The organism is Bacillus sp. SW14, assembly GCF_047608225.1.
Classification (GTDB): Bacteria; Bacillota; Bacilli; order Bacillales; family Bacillaceae; genus Bacillus; species Bacillus subtilis_G.
The window spans coordinates 1,703,679-1,718,912 of sequence record NZ_JBLKRW010000001.1; the positions used below are offsets into that span (position 1 = coordinate 1,703,679).

The 15,234-nt window shown below is 44.5% G+C and carries 21 protein-coding genes; all 21 read left to right on the forward strand.

Annotated features, from left to right (window positions below; all coding sequences use genetic code 11):
* Positions 1–4: 4 nt before the first annotated feature.
* The 21 genes from ACMX2I_RS08800 to ACMX2I_RS08900 all read left to right on the forward strand — a co-directional run bounded on the left by ACMX2I_RS08800 (position 5) and on the right by ACMX2I_RS08900 (position 15,058).
* Complete coding sequence (locus ACMX2I_RS08800; protein WP_414956715.1) at positions 5–544, forward strand: YqhR family membrane protein; 540 nt, start codon at positions 5–7, stop codon at positions 542–544.
* Between the two features lie 88 nt (positions 545–632).
* Positions 633–1,079, forward strand: coding sequence for a type II 3-dehydroquinate dehydratase (gene aroQ / locus ACMX2I_RS08805; protein ID WP_087990685.1), 447 nt, complete (start codon positions 633–635; stop codon positions 1,077–1,079).
* Positions 1,076–2,137, forward strand: a complete 1,062-nt coding sequence (papA, locus tag ACMX2I_RS08810; RefSeq protein WP_087990684.1) for an aminopeptidase PapA — start codon at positions 1,076–1,078, stop codon at positions 2,135–2,137. Before aroQ ends, papA begins: the two co-directional genes overlap by 4 nt.
* 24 nt (positions 2,138–2,161) lie before the next feature.
* On the forward strand, positions 2,162–2,719 hold the full coding sequence (gene efp / locus ACMX2I_RS08815; protein WP_148962031.1) for an elongation factor P: 558 nt from the start codon (positions 2,162–2,164) through the stop codon (positions 2,717–2,719).
* 143 nt (positions 2,720–2,862) lie between these two features.
* Positions 2,863–3,144: a YqhV family protein gene (locus tag ACMX2I_RS08820; protein ID WP_003226379.1), complete on the forward strand. Its 282-nt coding sequence runs from the start codon at positions 2,863–2,865 to the stop codon at positions 3,142–3,144.
* 76 nt (positions 3,145–3,220) lie between these two features.
* On the forward strand, positions 3,221–4,144 hold the full coding sequence (spoIIIAA, locus tag ACMX2I_RS08825) for a stage III sporulation protein AA (RefSeq protein WP_087990682.1): 924 nt from the start codon (positions 3,221–3,223) through the stop codon (positions 4,142–4,144).
* Complete coding sequence (gene spoIIIAB, locus ACMX2I_RS08830) at positions 4,138–4,653, forward strand: stage III sporulation protein SpoIIIAB (RefSeq protein WP_202327206.1); 516 nt, start codon at positions 4,138–4,140, stop codon at positions 4,651–4,653. Before spoIIIAA ends, spoIIIAB begins: the two co-directional genes overlap by 7 nt.
* Before the next feature lie 22 nt (positions 4,654–4,675).
* A complete protein-coding gene (spoIIIAC, locus tag ACMX2I_RS08835; RefSeq protein WP_003153142.1) occupies positions 4,676–4,882 on the forward strand; it encodes a stage III sporulation protein AC in 207 nt (68 codons plus the stop codon).
* 7 nt (positions 4,883–4,889) lie between these two features.
* Positions 4,890–5,291 (forward strand): stage III sporulation protein AD, encoded by a 402-nt coding sequence (spoIIIAD, locus tag ACMX2I_RS08840; RefSeq protein ID WP_414956716.1) that lies wholly within the window; start codon positions 4,890–4,892, stop codon positions 5,289–5,291.
* 18 nt (positions 5,292–5,309) lie between these two features.
* Positions 5,310–6,509, forward strand: coding sequence for a stage III sporulation protein AE (spoIIIAE, locus tag ACMX2I_RS08845; protein WP_087990680.1), 1,200 nt, complete (start codon positions 5,310–5,312; stop codon positions 6,507–6,509).
* Between the two features lie 13 nt (positions 6,510–6,522).
* The gene (gene spoIIIAF / locus ACMX2I_RS08850; protein ID WP_414956717.1) at positions 6,523–7,143 is read left to right on the forward strand and encodes a stage III sporulation protein AF; all 621 of its coding nucleotides are present in this window, start codon (positions 6,523–6,525) and stop codon (positions 7,141–7,143) included.
* A complete protein-coding gene (gene spoIIIAG / locus ACMX2I_RS08855; protein WP_087990678.1) occupies positions 7,136–7,825 on the forward strand; it encodes a stage III sporulation protein AG in 690 nt (229 codons plus the stop codon). Before spoIIIAF ends, spoIIIAG begins: the two co-directional genes overlap by 8 nt.
* A complete protein-coding gene (spoIIIAH, locus tag ACMX2I_RS08860; protein ID WP_202327216.1) occupies positions 7,826–8,488 on the forward strand; it encodes a stage III sporulation ratchet engulfment protein SpoIIIAH in 663 nt (220 codons plus the stop codon).
* Positions 8,489–8,644: 156 nt separating this feature from the next.
* The gene (gene accB, locus ACMX2I_RS08865; protein ID WP_414956718.1) at positions 8,645–9,127 is read left to right on the forward strand and encodes an acetyl-CoA carboxylase biotin carboxyl carrier protein; all 483 of its coding nucleotides are present in this window, start codon (positions 8,645–8,647) and stop codon (positions 9,125–9,127) included.
* 11 nt (positions 9,128–9,138) lie between these two features.
* A complete protein-coding gene (gene accC / locus ACMX2I_RS08870; protein WP_414956719.1) occupies positions 9,139–10,491 on the forward strand; it encodes an acetyl-CoA carboxylase biotin carboxylase subunit in 1,353 nt (450 codons plus the stop codon).
* 20 nt (positions 10,492–10,511) lie between these two features.
* Complete coding sequence (gene yqhY, locus ACMX2I_RS08875) at positions 10,512–10,919, forward strand: fatty acid biosynthesis protein YqhY (protein WP_010328286.1); 408 nt, start codon at positions 10,512–10,514, stop codon at positions 10,917–10,919.
* A 265-nt stretch (positions 10,920–11,184) separates the two neighbouring features.
* Positions 11,185–11,580: a transcription antitermination factor NusB gene (gene nusB / locus ACMX2I_RS08880; protein WP_414956720.1), complete on the forward strand. Its 396-nt coding sequence runs from the start codon at positions 11,185–11,187 to the stop codon at positions 11,578–11,580.
* Positions 11,581–11,591: 11 nt separating this feature from the next.
* A complete protein-coding gene (gene folD, locus ACMX2I_RS08885) occupies positions 11,592–12,443 on the forward strand; it encodes a bifunctional methylenetetrahydrofolate dehydrogenase/methenyltetrahydrofolate cyclohydrolase FolD (RefSeq protein ID WP_414956721.1) in 852 nt (283 codons plus the stop codon).
* 137 nt (positions 12,444–12,580) lie between these two features.
* Positions 12,581–13,927, forward strand: coding sequence for an exodeoxyribonuclease VII large subunit (gene xseA, locus ACMX2I_RS08890; protein ID WP_414956722.1), 1,347 nt, complete (start codon positions 12,581–12,583; stop codon positions 13,925–13,927).
* Positions 13,924–14,178, forward strand: coding sequence for an exodeoxyribonuclease VII small subunit (locus ACMX2I_RS08895; protein WP_003226409.1), 255 nt, complete (start codon positions 13,924–13,926; stop codon positions 14,176–14,178). Before xseA ends, ACMX2I_RS08895 begins: the two co-directional genes overlap by 4 nt.
* Positions 14,168–15,058: a polyprenyl synthetase family protein gene (locus ACMX2I_RS08900; RefSeq protein ID WP_414956723.1), complete on the forward strand. Its 891-nt coding sequence runs from the start codon at positions 14,168–14,170 to the stop codon at positions 15,056–15,058. The genes ACMX2I_RS08895 and ACMX2I_RS08900 overlap by 11 nt, the downstream gene beginning before the upstream one ends.
* Positions 15,059–15,234: the final 176 nt, after the last annotated feature.

Genomic DNA, 15,234 nt, shown 5'->3' on the forward strand with positions numbered 1-15,234 from the left:
TGCCATGATGACAAGCGAAAAAAAGACAGAACAACATGAACAATCGAATGAGAAGCAGGGACCGCCTGTTCCGATGGCCAGCAGGGTGGCGGCAACAGGTTTTTTCGGAGGCGTATTATGGAGTTTCATCGCTTATATTGCGTATTTGTTTCATTTTTCCGAAGTCAGTCCCAATATGATTTTGCAGCCGTTTGTACTCGGAGAGTGGAAAAAACATGGACTGGGGACAGTAATCAGCATTATTTTAATCGGAATTCTTTCAATCGGCGCAGCATTCCTATATTTTCTTCTATTGAAACGGTTAAAAACAATGTGGCCGGGTATTTTATATGGCTTTCTGCTTTGGATGCTCGTGTTTTTTGTTTTTAATCCCATTTTTCCTGATGTGCGCGCGGTGACCGAACTGAAAGCTGATACAGTTATTACGACCATTTGCATTTATTTGCTTTACGGGCTGTTTGTCGGTTATTCCATCTCATTTGAATACAATGAGCTGAATTCGGAGAAGCTGGCACGTGCGCTGGGAACAGTGCATAGAGAATAGTGTATTATCCTTTTCCAGTATGATAAAATGTTCACGAGAAGTGGACATTTTTTTACATGAGATACCCTCACGAAAAGGAGAGATTCATGTGCCTCATTTTTTGATTTTGAACGGGCCGAATGTCAATCGGCTGGGGAAGCGTGAGCCGAAGGTATTCGGCCGCCAGACACTGACCGACATAGAAACAGATCTTTTTCAATTTGCTGAAGCCTTACATATCCAGATCACTTTCTTCCAGTCTAATCACGAAGGTGATTTGATTGATGCCATCCATGAGGCAGCGGAGCAATACGACGGCATAGTTCTGAACCCCGGAGCGCTGAGCCATTACAGCTATGCAATCAGGGATGCTGTTTCGAGCATCGGCCTTCCTGTGGTTGAGGTGCATTTATCAAACTTATATGCCAGGGAGGAATTCAGACATCAGTCGGTCATTGCTCCGGTTGCGAAAGGGCAGATTGTCGGTCTTGGAGCTGAAGGCTATAAGCTTGCGATTCGCTACTTATTAAGCCAGCAAGGGGGAGAATCAAGATGAAGCTAGAGAAATTAAGAGACCAGTTTGGACAGCTGGGGATTGACGGAATGCTGATCACAAGCAGCACGAATGTACGCTATATGACAGGATTTACAGGTTCAGCGGGTCTGGCTGTTATATCAGGTGATAGGGCGGCGTTTATTACGGATTTTCGTTATACAGAGCAGGCGAAGGTTCAGGTAAAGGGCTTTGAAATCATTGAGCATGGCGGAAGCCTGATTCAGACCACCGCCGACACGATTGAAGCGTTCGGCATCAAACGCCTCGGCTTTGAGCAAAACAGCATGACATACGGCACATATGCGTCGTACAGCGCAGTTATCAGTGAGGCTGAATTAGTGCCTGTGGCTGAATCCGTGGAAAAGTTGCGCTTGATTAAGTCTAATGAAGAGATTAAGATATTAGAGGAAGCTGCGAAGATTGCAGATGATGCCTTCAGACATATCTTGACGTTTATGAAACCCGGCATTTCTGAAATCGCTGTTGCCAATGAGCTGGAGTTTTATATGAGAAGCCAGGGAGCTGACAGCTCTTCTTTTGATATGATTGTTGCCTCGGGCCTTCGGTCAAGCCTTCCGCATGGTGTGGCCAGTGACAAACTGATTGAAAGCGGAGACCTAGTTACGCTTGATTTTGGCGCTTATTATAAAGGATATTGTTCTGATATTACCCGTACGGTCGCTGTAGGTGAGCCAAGTGACCAATTGAAGGAGATTTATCAGGTCGTATTTGATGCTCAGGCATTAGGCGTCGCACATATTAAGCCGGGAATGACAGGAAAAGAGGCTGACGCCCTCACAAGGGATCACATTGCGGCAAAAGGCTACGGTGAATATTTTGGCCATTCAACCGGACACGGGCTCGGCATGGAGGTTCATGAATCACCGGGATTGTCCGTCAGATCTTCAGCTATCCTTGAACCGGGCATGGTGGTGACAGTGGAGCCGGGCATTTACATACCAGAAACAGGCGGTGTCCGCATAGAAGATGACATCGTGATTACAGAAAACGGCAACCGGACAATCACCCATTCCCCAAAAGAACTTATTATTTTGTGATTGGAATATAGGAGGACATTAAACATGATTTCAGTTAACGATTTCCGTACAGGATTAACAATCGAAGTAGACGGCGGCATTTGGCGCGTCGTTGACTTCCAGCATGTAAAACCTGGTAAAGGCGCGGCGTTTGTCCGTTCTAAACTCCGCAATCTTCGAACTGGCGCGATTCAGGAAAAAACATTCCGCGCTGGTGAAAAAGTAGCGAAAGCGCAAATCGAAACAAAAACAATGCAATATCTATATGCAAACGGAGACCAGCACGTATTTATGGATACTTCTTCTTATGAGCAGCTTGAACTAAGCGAGACTCAAATCGAAGAGGAATTAAAATACCTGCTTGAAAACATGTCTGTGCATATCATGATGTACCAAGAAGAAACGCTCGGTATCGAACTTCCAAACACAGTTGAACTGAAAGTTGTTGAAACTGAACCCGGCATTAAAGGTGATACAGCATCTGGCGGTACAAAACCTGCGAAAACCGAAACCGGACTTATTGTAAACGTGCCGTTCTTTGTAAATGAAGGCGACAAACTTGTTGTCAATACATCTGACGGTTCATACGTTTCAAGAGCATAGAAAGAAAAGAGAAGTCTGTTCCCAAATGGGAGCAGGCTTTTTTTGTGCCTAAAAAGAGAATCTTCCTTTTATACGAAAATGACAAGACTACTTCCGCAAGCTAGAGCATATCATATAAAAAAATGGGAGGTTGGGAGAGTGCTATGAAATTTTTGCTTGGAAATATCAATTCTACTGTTTTAACAATGGCCGGATTGCGCGTTTTATCCTCTATGATTGAGCTGACGGCAGCGATTATCATGCTTGTGACAAATGATGTCCGGAAGGCGGTTGTGGTTAACAGCATTCTCGCTATTGTCGGTCCGCTGATTTTTATCATCACCATGACTGTCGGAATCTATCAAATTGCCGGGCAGCTGTCGTATGCAAAGCTGATTCTGATTTTTACGGGTGTTGTTTTAATTTTGGCGGGTGTTCATAAATAAAGAGAGGCTTGTCATAAACTCTGCCTCACATCATACATTTTAAAGAAGCCAATCGGTAGAAAGGAGGAGGCTCTGTTTGAATGAAATCGCTGAGGTTCTCCCTGAATCCATGAAAAACGCCCTTTCTGAAATACCGGAACATCAATGGCTGGAAATCGAAGAAGTCAGAATTCGGGTCAACCGCCCTGTTGAATTAATTCGAAAAGGACAACCTGTTTTTTTATCCTATGCGGGTACGGCCGAGGATGCCCATCTGATTCTCAGCCGGCTCAGCAACTATAGTATGTATACGCTCGAAGAAGAGCTGAAGAAAGGGTATGTCACGATCAGAGGCGGCCACAGAGTCGGGCTGGCAGGCAGAGTCATTACGGAAAACGGAGGTGTGAAAGGCCTCCGTGACATCGCATCTTTTAATATACGAATTGCCCGGCAAAAACTGGGGATTGCGGAGCCGCTGCTTCCATACTTATATCAAGACAGCTGGTTGAATACGCTGATTATCGGTCCGCCGCAAACTGGAAAAACAACACTTCTCCGAGATCTTGCGAGACTCTCGAGCACCGGCAAAAAACGCATGTCGCCCGTAAAGACAGGAATCGTCGATGAACGGTCAGAAATTGCCGGATGCCTGCGCGGTATTCCCCAGCATCAATTCGGGCAGAGGATTGACGTGTTAGACGCCTGTCCAAAGGCTGAGGGCCTGATGATGATGATTCGGTCTATGAGCCCTGAGGTGATCATTGTCGATGAAATCGGGCGTATGGAAGATACAGACGCACTTCTTGAAGCGCTGCATGCAGGTGTTTCAGTCATCGTATCGGCGCATGGCTGGAGCATATCTGATCTGATGAAACGGCCTTCATTAAAGCGATTGTGGGAAGAAAGAGCCTTTGACCGCTATTTGGAATTATCGAGAGCGAAGGGGCCGGGCACAATAAGCCGCATTTATGACAAAGATGGAAATGTGCTGTCTGGGACGATGGGCGTGAAGACATGCTGAAGCTGCTGGGTGCTGTATTCATTGTGGTGGCGACAACATGGACAGGTTTTGAGATGGCGAAAGTTTATACGGAACGACCGCGGCAAATCCGCCAGCTGCGTGCGGCGCTCCAATCCCTCGAGGCTGAAATCATGTACGGCCATACACCGCTTCATATCGCTTCACAGCAGATTGCCAAGCAGCTGGCACAGCCTGTTTCGGCTCTTTTTACCACATTCAGTAATCAGCTGGACAAGGGCAGCGATTCCGCAAAAACCGCGTGGGAGCAAAGCTTAAAGAAGGTGTGGGACACCATGTCTTTGAAAAAAAGCGAATATGAAGTGCTGAAGCAATTTGGCGAGACGCTCGGGATTCATGACCGAATCTCGCAACAAAAGCACATCAAGCTGGCGCTTACACACTTGGAAGCCTCGGAAGCGGATGCTGAGCAGGCACAGGCGAAAAATGAAAAGATGATAAAAAGTTTAGGCTTTTTAGCGGGCTTGTTACTCATTCTTCTATTGATGTAAACGTGAGGGGAGCAAAAATAAAATGGGAGTAGACGTGAACGTGATATTTCAAATCGCCGGAGTGGGAATCGTGGTGGCTTTTTTACACACGATTTTGGATCAGATGGGCAAAAAAGAATATGCCCAGTGGGTGACGCTGTTAGGTTTTATCTATATTTTATTTATGGTCGCCACAATTGTAGACGACCTATTTAAAAAGATAAAAGCTGTGTTTTTATTCCAAGGATAGGGGGGGCTTGCAGATTGACATTGTTCAAATTGTAGGTTTAGGGCTGATCGCCACCTTCCTTTCTTTAATTGTTAAAGAACAAAAGCCGACTTTTGCGTTTTTAATCGTCGTGTTTGCAGGCTGTGCTATTTTTCTTTATTTGGTAGACCAAATCTACGACATTATTCGAATGATAGAAAAAATTGCAATTAACGCAAACGTCAACATGGTCTATGTTGAAACCATTTTAAAGATTATCGGAATCGCCTATATCGCTGAATTCGGGGCGCAGCTTACAAAAGATGCCGGTCAAGGGGCCATCGCCTCGAAAATAGAATTGGCGGGGAAAATTTTAATTCTTGTTATGGCTGTGCCTATTATAACAGTCATTATTGAAACGATTCTCGGACTTATACCTTCTATGTCATAACCGAAGGGAGGCGGTAGATTGAAGCGTTTCCACTGGGCTTTAGTTCTGGCCGTGCTGATCATAGCGGGCCGTGCAGAATTGGTACAAGCAGCCGGTGATGCCGAACAAGCGGATGAACATGCTGAAACAGCTGAGCAATTAGCGGAAAGGACAGCGGCCTCGCTTGAAACAGACAAGATCGGTGAATTTTGGAATGACATTATGACAGAATATGGCGGACTGCTGCCGGAAAGCCAAAAAGGCAGCTTAATTGAGTTTATCAATGGCGATAAATCATTTTCACCGCAAGAATGGCTGAAAGCTCTCTTTTCTTATTTGTTTCATGAAGTGCTAGCCAACGGCAAGCTGCTGGGCACATTAATTTTACTCACCATTTTTTGCGTCATCCTGCAGCTTCTGCAAAATGCGTTTCAGAAAAGCACCGTCAGCAAGGTCGCCTATTCAATTGTGTATATGGTGTTGATTATTCTTGCGCTGAACAGTTTTCATGTGGCAATCAATTATGCGACGGAGGCCATTCAGACGATGACCAGCTTTATATTGGCGCTCATTCCGCTCCTCTTGGCGCTTTTGGCTTCCTCAGGCGGAGCTGTATCTGCAGCCTTCTTTCATCCTGTTATCCTCTTTCTGATGAATACGAGCGGTCTATTAATTCAGAATATCGTCATGCCGCTGATTTTCTTATCAGCGATTCTAAGCATTGTCAGCACTATGACTGAACAATACAAAGTAACGCAGCTGGCCAACCTGCTCAGGAATATCGCCATCGGAGCACTGGCCGTGTTTCTCACCATCTTTCTCGGTGTTATTTCTGTTCAGGGAGCCTCAGCTGCAGTGACAGACGGCATTACGCTCAGAACGGCTAAATTTATAACCGGAAACTTTATTCCCGTTCTTGGCCGAATGTTTACAGACGCGACAGATACAGTGATCAGCGCTTCCTTATTGCTGAAAAATACCGTAGGGATTCTCGGTGTTGCTATTTTAATCTGTATCGCGGCCTTTCCGGCAATCAAAGTGCTTTCCCTCGCTTTTATTTATAAGCTGGCAGCCGCGATTCTTCAGCCGCTTGGAGGCGGACCCGTCATTACTTGCCTCGATGTCATCAGCAAAAGCGTCATTTATATTTTTGCAGCTCTCGCCATTGTGTCCCTCATGTTTTTTTTAAGCCTTACCGTCATCATCACAGCCGGAAACCTCACGATGATGATGAAATAAAGGAGGCTTGCGGATGAGTTTTCTAACTGAATGGCTTACCACCATCGTATTGTTTATCCTATTTGCAATTGTGATTGATATGCTGCTGCCGAGCTCCAGCATGCAAAAGTACGCAAAAATGGTGGTCAGCCTGCTCTTGATTGTCGTCATGCTTACACCGATTTTCAAGCTTTTCAACACAGATCCTGAAGTCATCTTTGAATACCTCACAAAAAACAGGCAGTCAGAGTCTGCCGACATAAAAAATCAAATCAATTCAAAAAAAATAGAAATACAAGCTTCCCAGCGTGCATATATTTTAGAAGAAATGGCTGTCCAACTAAAAAAGAAAGCGGAGGAGAGATTCAGTCATGATGAATACAAAGTAGACCACATCAAACTCACGGCAGGAGAAAAGGTAGATTCAGAAGAGGATATTAAAACAATCAGCGTGTATATGGCCCCGTCTTCTGAAAACACGGTCCAAACGGTCGCGCCGGTTCGCATTGACACAGATCATGCGTATACAACAAAAGATGCAGCCGAACAAAAAGAAGCAAAACAGATCCAGTCACAGCTTGCGGACATTTGGGAGATCGAAAGTGAGAAAATTACGGTTCAAATGGAAGGCGGGGAGAGTGTCGGCAATGAATAAAAACGGATTATGGAATGTATTGAAAAAGCAGTTTCTTCCGGGGCAAACGAAGCACGGCGAAAAGCCGAAGCTGACCAAATATCATTACTTTCTGTTCGTTTTTGTTCTCGGAGTTTCCTTCATGCTCGTCAGCCATCTGTTTTCATCGCCGGAGAAAACGGAAAACGCCAAACCGATAACGGCGGTATCATCACAGGATACCGCAGCCGGCAAAGGGAAAACAGCCGAAGTGTTTAAAGCCTCAAAATCTGATGAACCTAAAAACTCGATCGATGATTATGAAAAAGAATACGAAAATCAGCTGAAAGAAATTCTTGAAACGATCATAGGTGTAGACGATGTCTCGGTTGTCGTGAATGTTGATGCAACGTCGCTGAAAGTATATGAAAAAAACAAATCAAACAAAAATACAACCACTGAAGAAACAGACAAAGAGGGCGGGACAAGAAGCGTCACAGACCAGACATCGGAAGAAGAAATTGTGATGATCAAAAACGGCGATAAAGAAACACCCGTCGTCGTCCAAACGAAAAAACCTGATATACGCGGTGTACTCGTTGTTGCTCAAGGAGTGGACAACGTTCAAATAAAACAAACGATTATTGAAGCGGTGACACGGGTCCTGGATGTTCCAAGCCACCGGGTTGCGGTTGCCCCTAAAAAAATAAAGGAGGATTCATAAATGCTCAAAAAACAAACCGTTTGGCTATTAACAATGCTTAGTCTTGTCGTGGTGTTAAGCGTCTACTATATCATGTCTCCGGAAAGCAAAAATGCCGTGCAAATGAAAAGTGAAAAAAATGCGTCTGACTCAGGAGAGGTCGCAACTGAAAAAGCGCCTGCCAAGCAAGACACGAAGGAAAAAAGCGGTCCGGAAACTGAAACAGAAACGGAAAAAGAAGATGGAACAAAGGGCACGAAAGATTCATCAGCAGACAAGGAAACATCCGCTGAAGCAAGTGAAAAAGGAACTGTGGTAACAGAAACAGCCGATGATGATTTGTTTACAACATACCGTCTAGATTTAGAAGATACCAGAAGCAAAGAAAGAGAAGAGCTGAATGCCATAGTGTCAAGCGATGATGCGACAGCAAAGGAAAAGAGCGAAGCATATGATAAAATGACGGCTCTCAGTGAAGTGGAAGGAACAGAAAAACAGCTGGAAACCCTTATTAAAACACAAGGCTACAAAGACGCGCTCGTCAATGCTGAAGGAGATAAAATCAACATTACAGTCAAATCAGACAAACATTCTAAATCTAAGGCGACAGCCATCATAGACCTTGTGGCAAAAGAAATCAAAACAATGAAAGACGTCGCTGTCACATTTGAGCCATCCAAGTAAATAAGATGAAAAATACGCCCGCTTAAGCAGCGGGCTTTTTGTGTGCCAATCATATTAGAGTTGAATTCAAAAGTCCGCTCCTGTAAGATAAACATAGTATGTACTTTTAGTAGTAACCTATAAAAAAAGACATTTTATACATAGGAGTGCGATTGAATGTTAAATATTAAAGAAATCCACGAGCTGATTAAAGCAATTGACGAGTCTGCAATTGATGAATTCGTATATGAAAATGAAGGTGTTTCCTTAAAACTGAAAAAACATGAAGCAGGCACTGTTCAAGTGATGCAGCAGGCACCGTCAGCACCAGTGCAGGCACAGGCTCCGCAGGCAGTTCAGCCGCAAGCGCAGCAAGCAGCGCCGGCACCTGCCCAAGAAGCACCGAAGCAAGATGAGAATCTGCATAAAATCACTTCACCAATGGTAGGAACGTTTTATGCGTCTTCATCACCTGAAGCTGGCCCATATGTAACAGCCGGTTCAAAAGTAAATGAAAACACAGTTGTCTGCATTGTAGAAGCGATGAAGCTTTTCAACGAAATTGAAGCGGAAGTAAAAGGTGAAATCGTTGAAGTGTTAGTAGAAAACGGCCAGCTGGTCGAATACGGACAACCTCTATTTCTTGTGAAAGCAGAGTAAGGAGACTTAACATGATTAAAAAGCTATTGATCGCCAACAGAGGAGAAATTGCTGTCAGAATCATCAGAGCCTGCAAAGAGCTCGGAGTTGAGACTGTCGCTGTTTATTCAGAAGCTGATAAAGATGCCCTTCATGTTCAAATGGCTGATGAAGCTTTTTGTATCGGGCCGAAAGCATCAAAAGACAGCTATTTAAATGTTACAAATATTGTGAGTGTTGCGAAGCTGACAGGAACGGATGCTATTCATCCGGGATATGGATTTTTAGCTGAAAATGCAGATTTCGCGGAATTATGTGAAGAAGTTAACGTCACATTTGTCGGCCCGAGCGCTGACGCCATTTCAAAAATGGGAACAAAAGACGTTGCGAGGGAAACGATGAAACAGGCCGGCGTGCCGATCGTGCCGGGTTCGCAAGGAATTATAGAAAATATGGAAGAAGCGGTTTCACTTGCTAATGAAATTGGGTATCCTGTAATTATAAAAGCCACCGCAGGCGGAGGCGGAAAAGGAATCAGGGTTGCCCGCACCGAAGAGGAACTGATCAAAGGCATTAAGATTACACAGCAGGAAGCTGCAACAGCATTCGGAAATCCAGGTGTTTACATCGAAAAATACATAGAAGATTTTCGTCACGTTGAGATCCAAGTGCTTGCCGATAACTACGGAAATACCATCCATTTAGGTGAACGCGACTGCTCGATTCAAAGACGCCTGCAAAAGCTTTTGGAAGAAACACCATCTCCGGCGCTTGATTCAGAAATCAGGGAGCAGATGGGAGATGCAGCGGTTAAGGCTGCAAAAGCAGTTGGCTATTCAGGCGCGGGAACAGTTGAATTTATTTATGACTACAAAGAACAGCGCTACTACTTTATGGAAATGAACACGAGAATCCAGGTGGAGCACCCAGTCACAGAAATGGTGACGGGAACAGACTTGATTAAGGAACAAATCAAAGTGGCATCAGGAATGGAACTGAGCCTTAACCAAGAAGATGTCGAATTCCAAGGCTGGGCGATCGAATGCCGAATCAACGCAGAAAATCCAAGTAAAAATTTCATGCCGTCTCCTGGTGAAATTAAAATGTACCTGCCTCCGGGCGGTCTTGGTGTCCGTGTAGATTCAGCTGCTTACCCGGGCTATTCCATCCCTCCGTACTATGACAGCATGATTGCAAAAGTGATCACATACGGAAAAACGAGAGATGAAGCGATTGCCCGCATGAAGCGCGCATTGAGCGAATTCGTCATTGAAGGCATTGAGACAACAATCCCATTCCACTTAAAACTGCTTGAACATGAAACATTTGTTGGCGGAGAGTTTAATACGAAATTTTTAGAAACATATGATGTAATGGGCTCATAATTTTTACGGAGGTGAATTGAATGAAAGACAACAGCTTGCTTAAAATGAATCAAGAAGATACGCATTTAGGTAAGGTTGAGATTGCACCGGAAGTCATCGAGGTCATTGCCGGCATAGCAGCTTCAGAAGTTGATGGTGTTGCCGAAATGCGCGGAAACTTTGCGACAGGTGTCGTCGAACGCTTCGGTAAAGTAAATCATGGCAAAGGTGTCAAAGTCGACCTGGCGGATGACGGCATTACGATCGATGTATACTGCGTCGTTACATTCGGCGTTTCAATTCCGAAAGTTGCAGCGTCCGTTCAGGAAAACATTCGTCAAACCTTATTAAATATGACGTCTCTTTCGATTAACGAGATCAATATTCATATCGTCGGCATTCAATTTGACACAAAAGCCCAGGAAGTCCAAATCGACGAAGAAATGTAAAATGGCTTAACAAGAAACCAAGGGGAGGGCGGCCCTTTGGTTTTTTTACACGTTACCCTTTATTTCAAAGCATGAAGAAAGCCGGCTCAAGGCAGCCGAGTTTCTTCATGATCGTGAAATCCGAATGATCATATCAAGGTGTGTGAAAATATTCGGTAATAGGGTGAAAAAACCTTGATTTCAATATGCGGATACGAAAAAAATATGTTATGATCTCTTTATGGCTTAACGACAAGCGGATAAAGAGGATCAAAGGAGAAAGAAAATGAAAAGAAGAACAGCAAGAGAAAAAGCTTTGCAGGCACTATTTCAAATTGATATCAGCGATATTGCAGTGAATGAAGCCATAGAACACGCATTGGATGAAGAAAAAACAGATCCTTTCTTTGAACAGCTTGTACACGGGGTATTGGAACACCAAGTCCAGCTTGATGAAATGATCTCCAATCATCTGGTGAATTGGAAGCTCGATCGGATTGCCAATGTTGACCGCGCGATTTTGCGTCTGGGAGCATATGAAATGGCGTATGCCGAAGACATTCCGGTGAATGTCTCTATGAACGAAGCGATTGAGCTGGCAAAACGGTTTGGTGATGACAAAGCGACAAAGTTTGTAAACGGGGTTCTTTCTAACATTAAATCTGATATTGAACAATCATAGGAGGAAAGAAAATGACTGCAACAATCATCGACGGAAAAGAAACGGCTAGAGAAAAACGCGAACAATTGGCAAAAGAGGTAGAAGAGCTTAAAAAGCAAGGCGTCACTCCCGGGCTCGCAGTTATTTTGATTGGAGATGATCCTGCTTCTCACTCTTACGTGCGAGGAAAGAAAAAAGCGGCTGAAACTATGGGAATGAATTTCAAGCTCGATCAATTCGACAGCAGTCTAACAGAAACGGAACTGCTTTCCATTATCGATCAATACAATCAAGACCCTGAGTTTCACGGCATCCTCGTTCAGCTCCCGCTTCCAGACCATATCTCTGAAAAAGCGGTGATCGAACGTATCTCTCCTGATAAAGATGTAGACGGTTTTCATCCGTTAAACGTAGGGAAAATGTTGCTTGGCGAAGATACGTTTCTTCCTTGCACGCCTCACGGAATTGTTGAGCTTTTGAAGAAAACCAATATCGACCTTTCCGGTAAAGAGGTTGTTGTAGTCGGCCGAAGCAATATTGTCGGCAAACCTGTCGGCCAGCTTTTATTAAATGAGAACGCGACGGTTACTTACTGTCATTCAAGAACAGAAAATATAACCGAACATACGAAAAAAGCGGACATCCTGGTGGTGGCAGTCGGCAGAGCCAATTTCATCAATGCAGACCAGATCAAAGAGGGCGCTGTTGTGATTGACGTCGGCGTTAACCGACTGGAAAACGGAAAGCTTTGCGGAGACGTTGAATTTGAAGGAGCAAAGGAAAAAGCGTCCTTCATCACGCCAGTCCCTGGCGGAGTTGGTCCAATGACTATCACGATGCTTGCACATAATACTGTTAAATCTGCGAAACGTACGTTATCATAGATAATTGGAGATGTTCACAGGCGGGAGATTTTGCCCGCCGTGAATATGAGCACGATACCCGCTTCTTCAGGCTCCTACAGCCAGGGCGGGTTTTCTTTAGTTATGGTGCAGGAATGCTTATGAGAGGAGTTTGAGACATGGGTGAAACAGCGTATGTTACCGTCTCAGCGCTGACAAAGTATATAAAACGAAAATTCGATGTAGATCCTCACCTTGAAAATATTTGGATTAAAGGCGAATTATCGAATGTAAAAATACATACAAGAGGCCACATTTATTTCACATTGAAAGACGAAAACGCCAGAATGCAGTCGGTGATGTTCGCAAGACAGAGCGAGCGTCTGCCTTTTAAACCTGAAAACGGCATGAAGGTGCTGGTCAGAGGCGGAATTTCCGTATATGAACCGAGCGGAAACTACCAATTATATGCTAAAGAAATGCAGCCTGACGGGGTCGGAGCGCTTTATTTAGCGTACGAAGAGTTAAAAAAGAAGCTTGCCGGAGAAGGTTTATTTGACGACCGCTATAAAAAACAAATCCCCGCATTTCCAGCCACAATCGGGGTTGTGACATCTCCAACGGGTGCCGCTGTCAGAGACGTCATTACAACTCTAAAAAGAAGATATCCCCTTGTAAAAGTCATTGTTCTTCCAGCGCTCGTACAAGGCGAAAATGCGAGCAGATCCATCGTTACGCGCATTGAAGAGGCAAATGAAAAAGAGGTTTGCGACGTATTAATTGTTGGGAGAGGCGGCGGTTCGATAGAAGAACTGTGGGCATTTAATGAAGAAATTGTAGCACGCGCGATCTTTGCTTCTAACATTCCGGTTATATCGGCAGTCGGGCATGAAACGGACTTTACGATCAGTGATTTTGTCGCTGATATCAGAGCCGCGACGCCGACAGGAGCAGCTGAGATTGCCGTACCGCATACAACTGATTTAATCGAACGGACAAAAACAGCGGAAGTTAGAATGACAAGAGCAATGCAACAGCATCTCGGCCAGAAAAAAGAACGGATTCAAACGCTGCAATCCTCGTATGCCTTTCGTTTTCCAAAGCGGTTGTATGCCCAAAAAGAGCAGCAGTTTGACCTTGCCTATCAGCAGTTTCAATCACAGTTAACCGCTCTTTTAGATCGAAAAAGCAGACAGCTGGAGCGTGAAACGTACAGATTAGAAGCGCTGCACCCTCATGAACAGCTGAAGCAAGCGAGAACACGATATGAGGAACAGACAAATCAGCTGAGAAAAAATATGACTATCCAAATGAAACAGCTGCATTCCCAATTTCAGACGGTTCTTGGCAAGCTAAATGCGTTGAGTCCTCTTCAAGTGATGGAAAGAGGATACAGCTTGGCTTATAAAGAAGACGAACTCATTAAAAGTGTCAGTCAGATAGAAGAGAAGGACCAGCTTGAAGTCAAGCTGAAGGATGGCGTGCTGACCTGTGAAGTATTAGAAAAGAGAGGGGAAGAAAAATGACAGACGTGAAAAAAAATGAAAACATGACATTTGAAGAAGCGATGAAAGGGCTTGAGAGCATTGTGTCAAAGCTTGAAGAGGGCGATGTGCCTTTAGAGCAAGCGATTAACTATTTCCAAGAAGGCATGGCTCTTTCAAAAATGTGCCACGAAAAGCTGCAAAAAGTCGAAAAACAAATGGATTTCATTTTAAAAGAAGACGGCGAACTGGCACCTTTTAGTGTTCAGGAGGAAGACGAAGGTGACAAATAAATTAACGGCTTTTCTGGCGGAGCGGAAAAAAACGATTGAAAATCAGCTTTCTGTCTATACAGAAAAGCTCGATATGCCGGACTCATTAAAAAAGTCTATGCTGTATTCCCTTGAGGCTGGCGGAAAGCGGCTGCGTCCTCTCATTGTACTGGCCGTTTTAAAGGCATATGGGAAAAGTGAAAAGGACGGCATTCCGGTAGGTTGTGCTGTCGAAATGATTCACACGTATTCGTTAATTCACGATGACCTTCCTTGTATGGATGATGACGATTTACGCCGCGGGAAGCCGACAAACCATAAAGTGTTCGGTGAAGCGACAGCAGTATTAGCGGGTGACGGGCTGCTCACGGAAAGCTTTAAGCTGATCACCTCCCACTTGTCGGACGGGGTGTCAGCAGAAAAGCGCCTTCGGCTTGTGAATGAACTGATTTCAGCAGCAGGCACTGAAGGCATGGTCGGTGGACAAGTAGCTGATATGGAAGCGGAGAACCGCCAGGTCACGCTTGAAGAACTTGAATCCATTCATGAACGGAAAACCGCTAAGCTTCTCGGTTTTTGCGTAACCGCCGGTGCTATTTTGGCGGATGTGCCTGAAGAAGACATTGAAACACTGCGTACCTTCAGCAGCCATATTGGAATTGGTTTTCAAATCAGAGACGATATTTTAGATTTAGAAGGCAGTGAAGAGAAAATCGGCAAACGTGTCGGCTCGGATACAACAAACGACAAATCGACTTACCCGTCCCTTCTGTCACTGGAAGGGGCCAAACATAAATTGGATGTTCACATAAAAGAGGCGAAGCGTTTGATCGGCGGACTCTCTCTTCAAAAAGAGCTTTTATATGAGCTTTGTGATTTAATTGCGGCTAGAGATCACTAAACCGATCCTAATTTGAAGCGGCTGCACGAGATATGGTAAAATGTAAGCAGTTTATATGAAAAATGAAAGAGAAAAGCCCGTTTGTCTTTTTTTATGTCTGAGAACTGGCCATTGTCCAGCTCGGCATGCGGAAGACATGTATCATTGCAGAAATTCATGCTGAAAGTGAGTTGATC

What these genes read in the sequence shown, in the direction of transcription:
- spoIIIAF (WP_414956717.1), top strand. Translation starts at nt 6,523, where the DNA reads ATGAGTTTTCTAACTGAATGGCTTACCACCATCGTATTGTTTATCCTA.
- ACMX2I_RS08895 (WP_003226409.1), top strand. Translation starts at nt 13,924, where the DNA reads ATGACAGACGTGAAAAAAAATGAAAACATGACATTTGAAGAAGCGATG.
- efp (WP_148962031.1), top strand. Translation starts at nt 2,162, where the DNA reads ATGATTTCAGTTAACGATTTCCGTACAGGATTAACAATCGAAGTAGAC.
- accC (WP_414956719.1), top strand. Translation starts at nt 9,139, where the DNA reads ATGATTAAAAAGCTATTGATCGCCAACAGAGGAGAAATTGCTGTCAGA.
- spoIIIAG (WP_087990678.1), top strand. Translation starts at nt 7,136, where the DNA reads ATGAATAAAAACGGATTATGGAATGTATTGAAAAAGCAGTTTCTTCCG.
- ACMX2I_RS08800 (WP_414956715.1), top strand. Translation starts at nt 5, where the DNA reads ATGATGACAAGCGAAAAAAAGACAGAACAACATGAACAATCGAATGAG.
- folD (WP_414956721.1), top strand. Translation starts at nt 11,592, where the DNA reads ATGACTGCAACAATCATCGACGGAAAAGAAACGGCTAGAGAAAAACGC.
- spoIIIAB (WP_202327206.1), top strand. Translation starts at nt 4,138, where the DNA reads ATGCTGAAGCTGCTGGGTGCTGTATTCATTGTGGTGGCGACAACATGG.
- ACMX2I_RS08820 (WP_003226379.1), top strand. Translation starts at nt 2,863, where the DNA reads ATGAAATTTTTGCTTGGAAATATCAATTCTACTGTTTTAACAATGGCC.
- spoIIIAH (WP_202327216.1), top strand. Translation starts at nt 7,826, where the DNA reads ATGCTCAAAAAACAAACCGTTTGGCTATTAACAATGCTTAGTCTTGTC.
- xseA (WP_414956722.1), top strand. Translation starts at nt 12,581, where the DNA reads ATGGGTGAAACAGCGTATGTTACCGTCTCAGCGCTGACAAAGTATATA.
- papA (WP_087990684.1), top strand. Translation starts at nt 1,076, where the DNA reads ATGAAGCTAGAGAAATTAAGAGACCAGTTTGGACAGCTGGGGATTGAC.
- nusB (WP_414956720.1), top strand. Translation starts at nt 11,185, where the DNA reads ATGAAAAGAAGAACAGCAAGAGAAAAAGCTTTGCAGGCACTATTTCAA.
- accB (WP_414956718.1), top strand. Translation starts at nt 8,645, where the DNA reads ATGTTAAATATTAAAGAAATCCACGAGCTGATTAAAGCAATTGACGAG.
- yqhY (WP_010328286.1), top strand. Translation starts at nt 10,512, where the DNA reads ATGAAAGACAACAGCTTGCTTAAAATGAATCAAGAAGATACGCATTTA.
- spoIIIAC (WP_003153142.1), top strand. Translation starts at nt 4,676, where the DNA reads ATGGGAGTAGACGTGAACGTGATATTTCAAATCGCCGGAGTGGGAATC.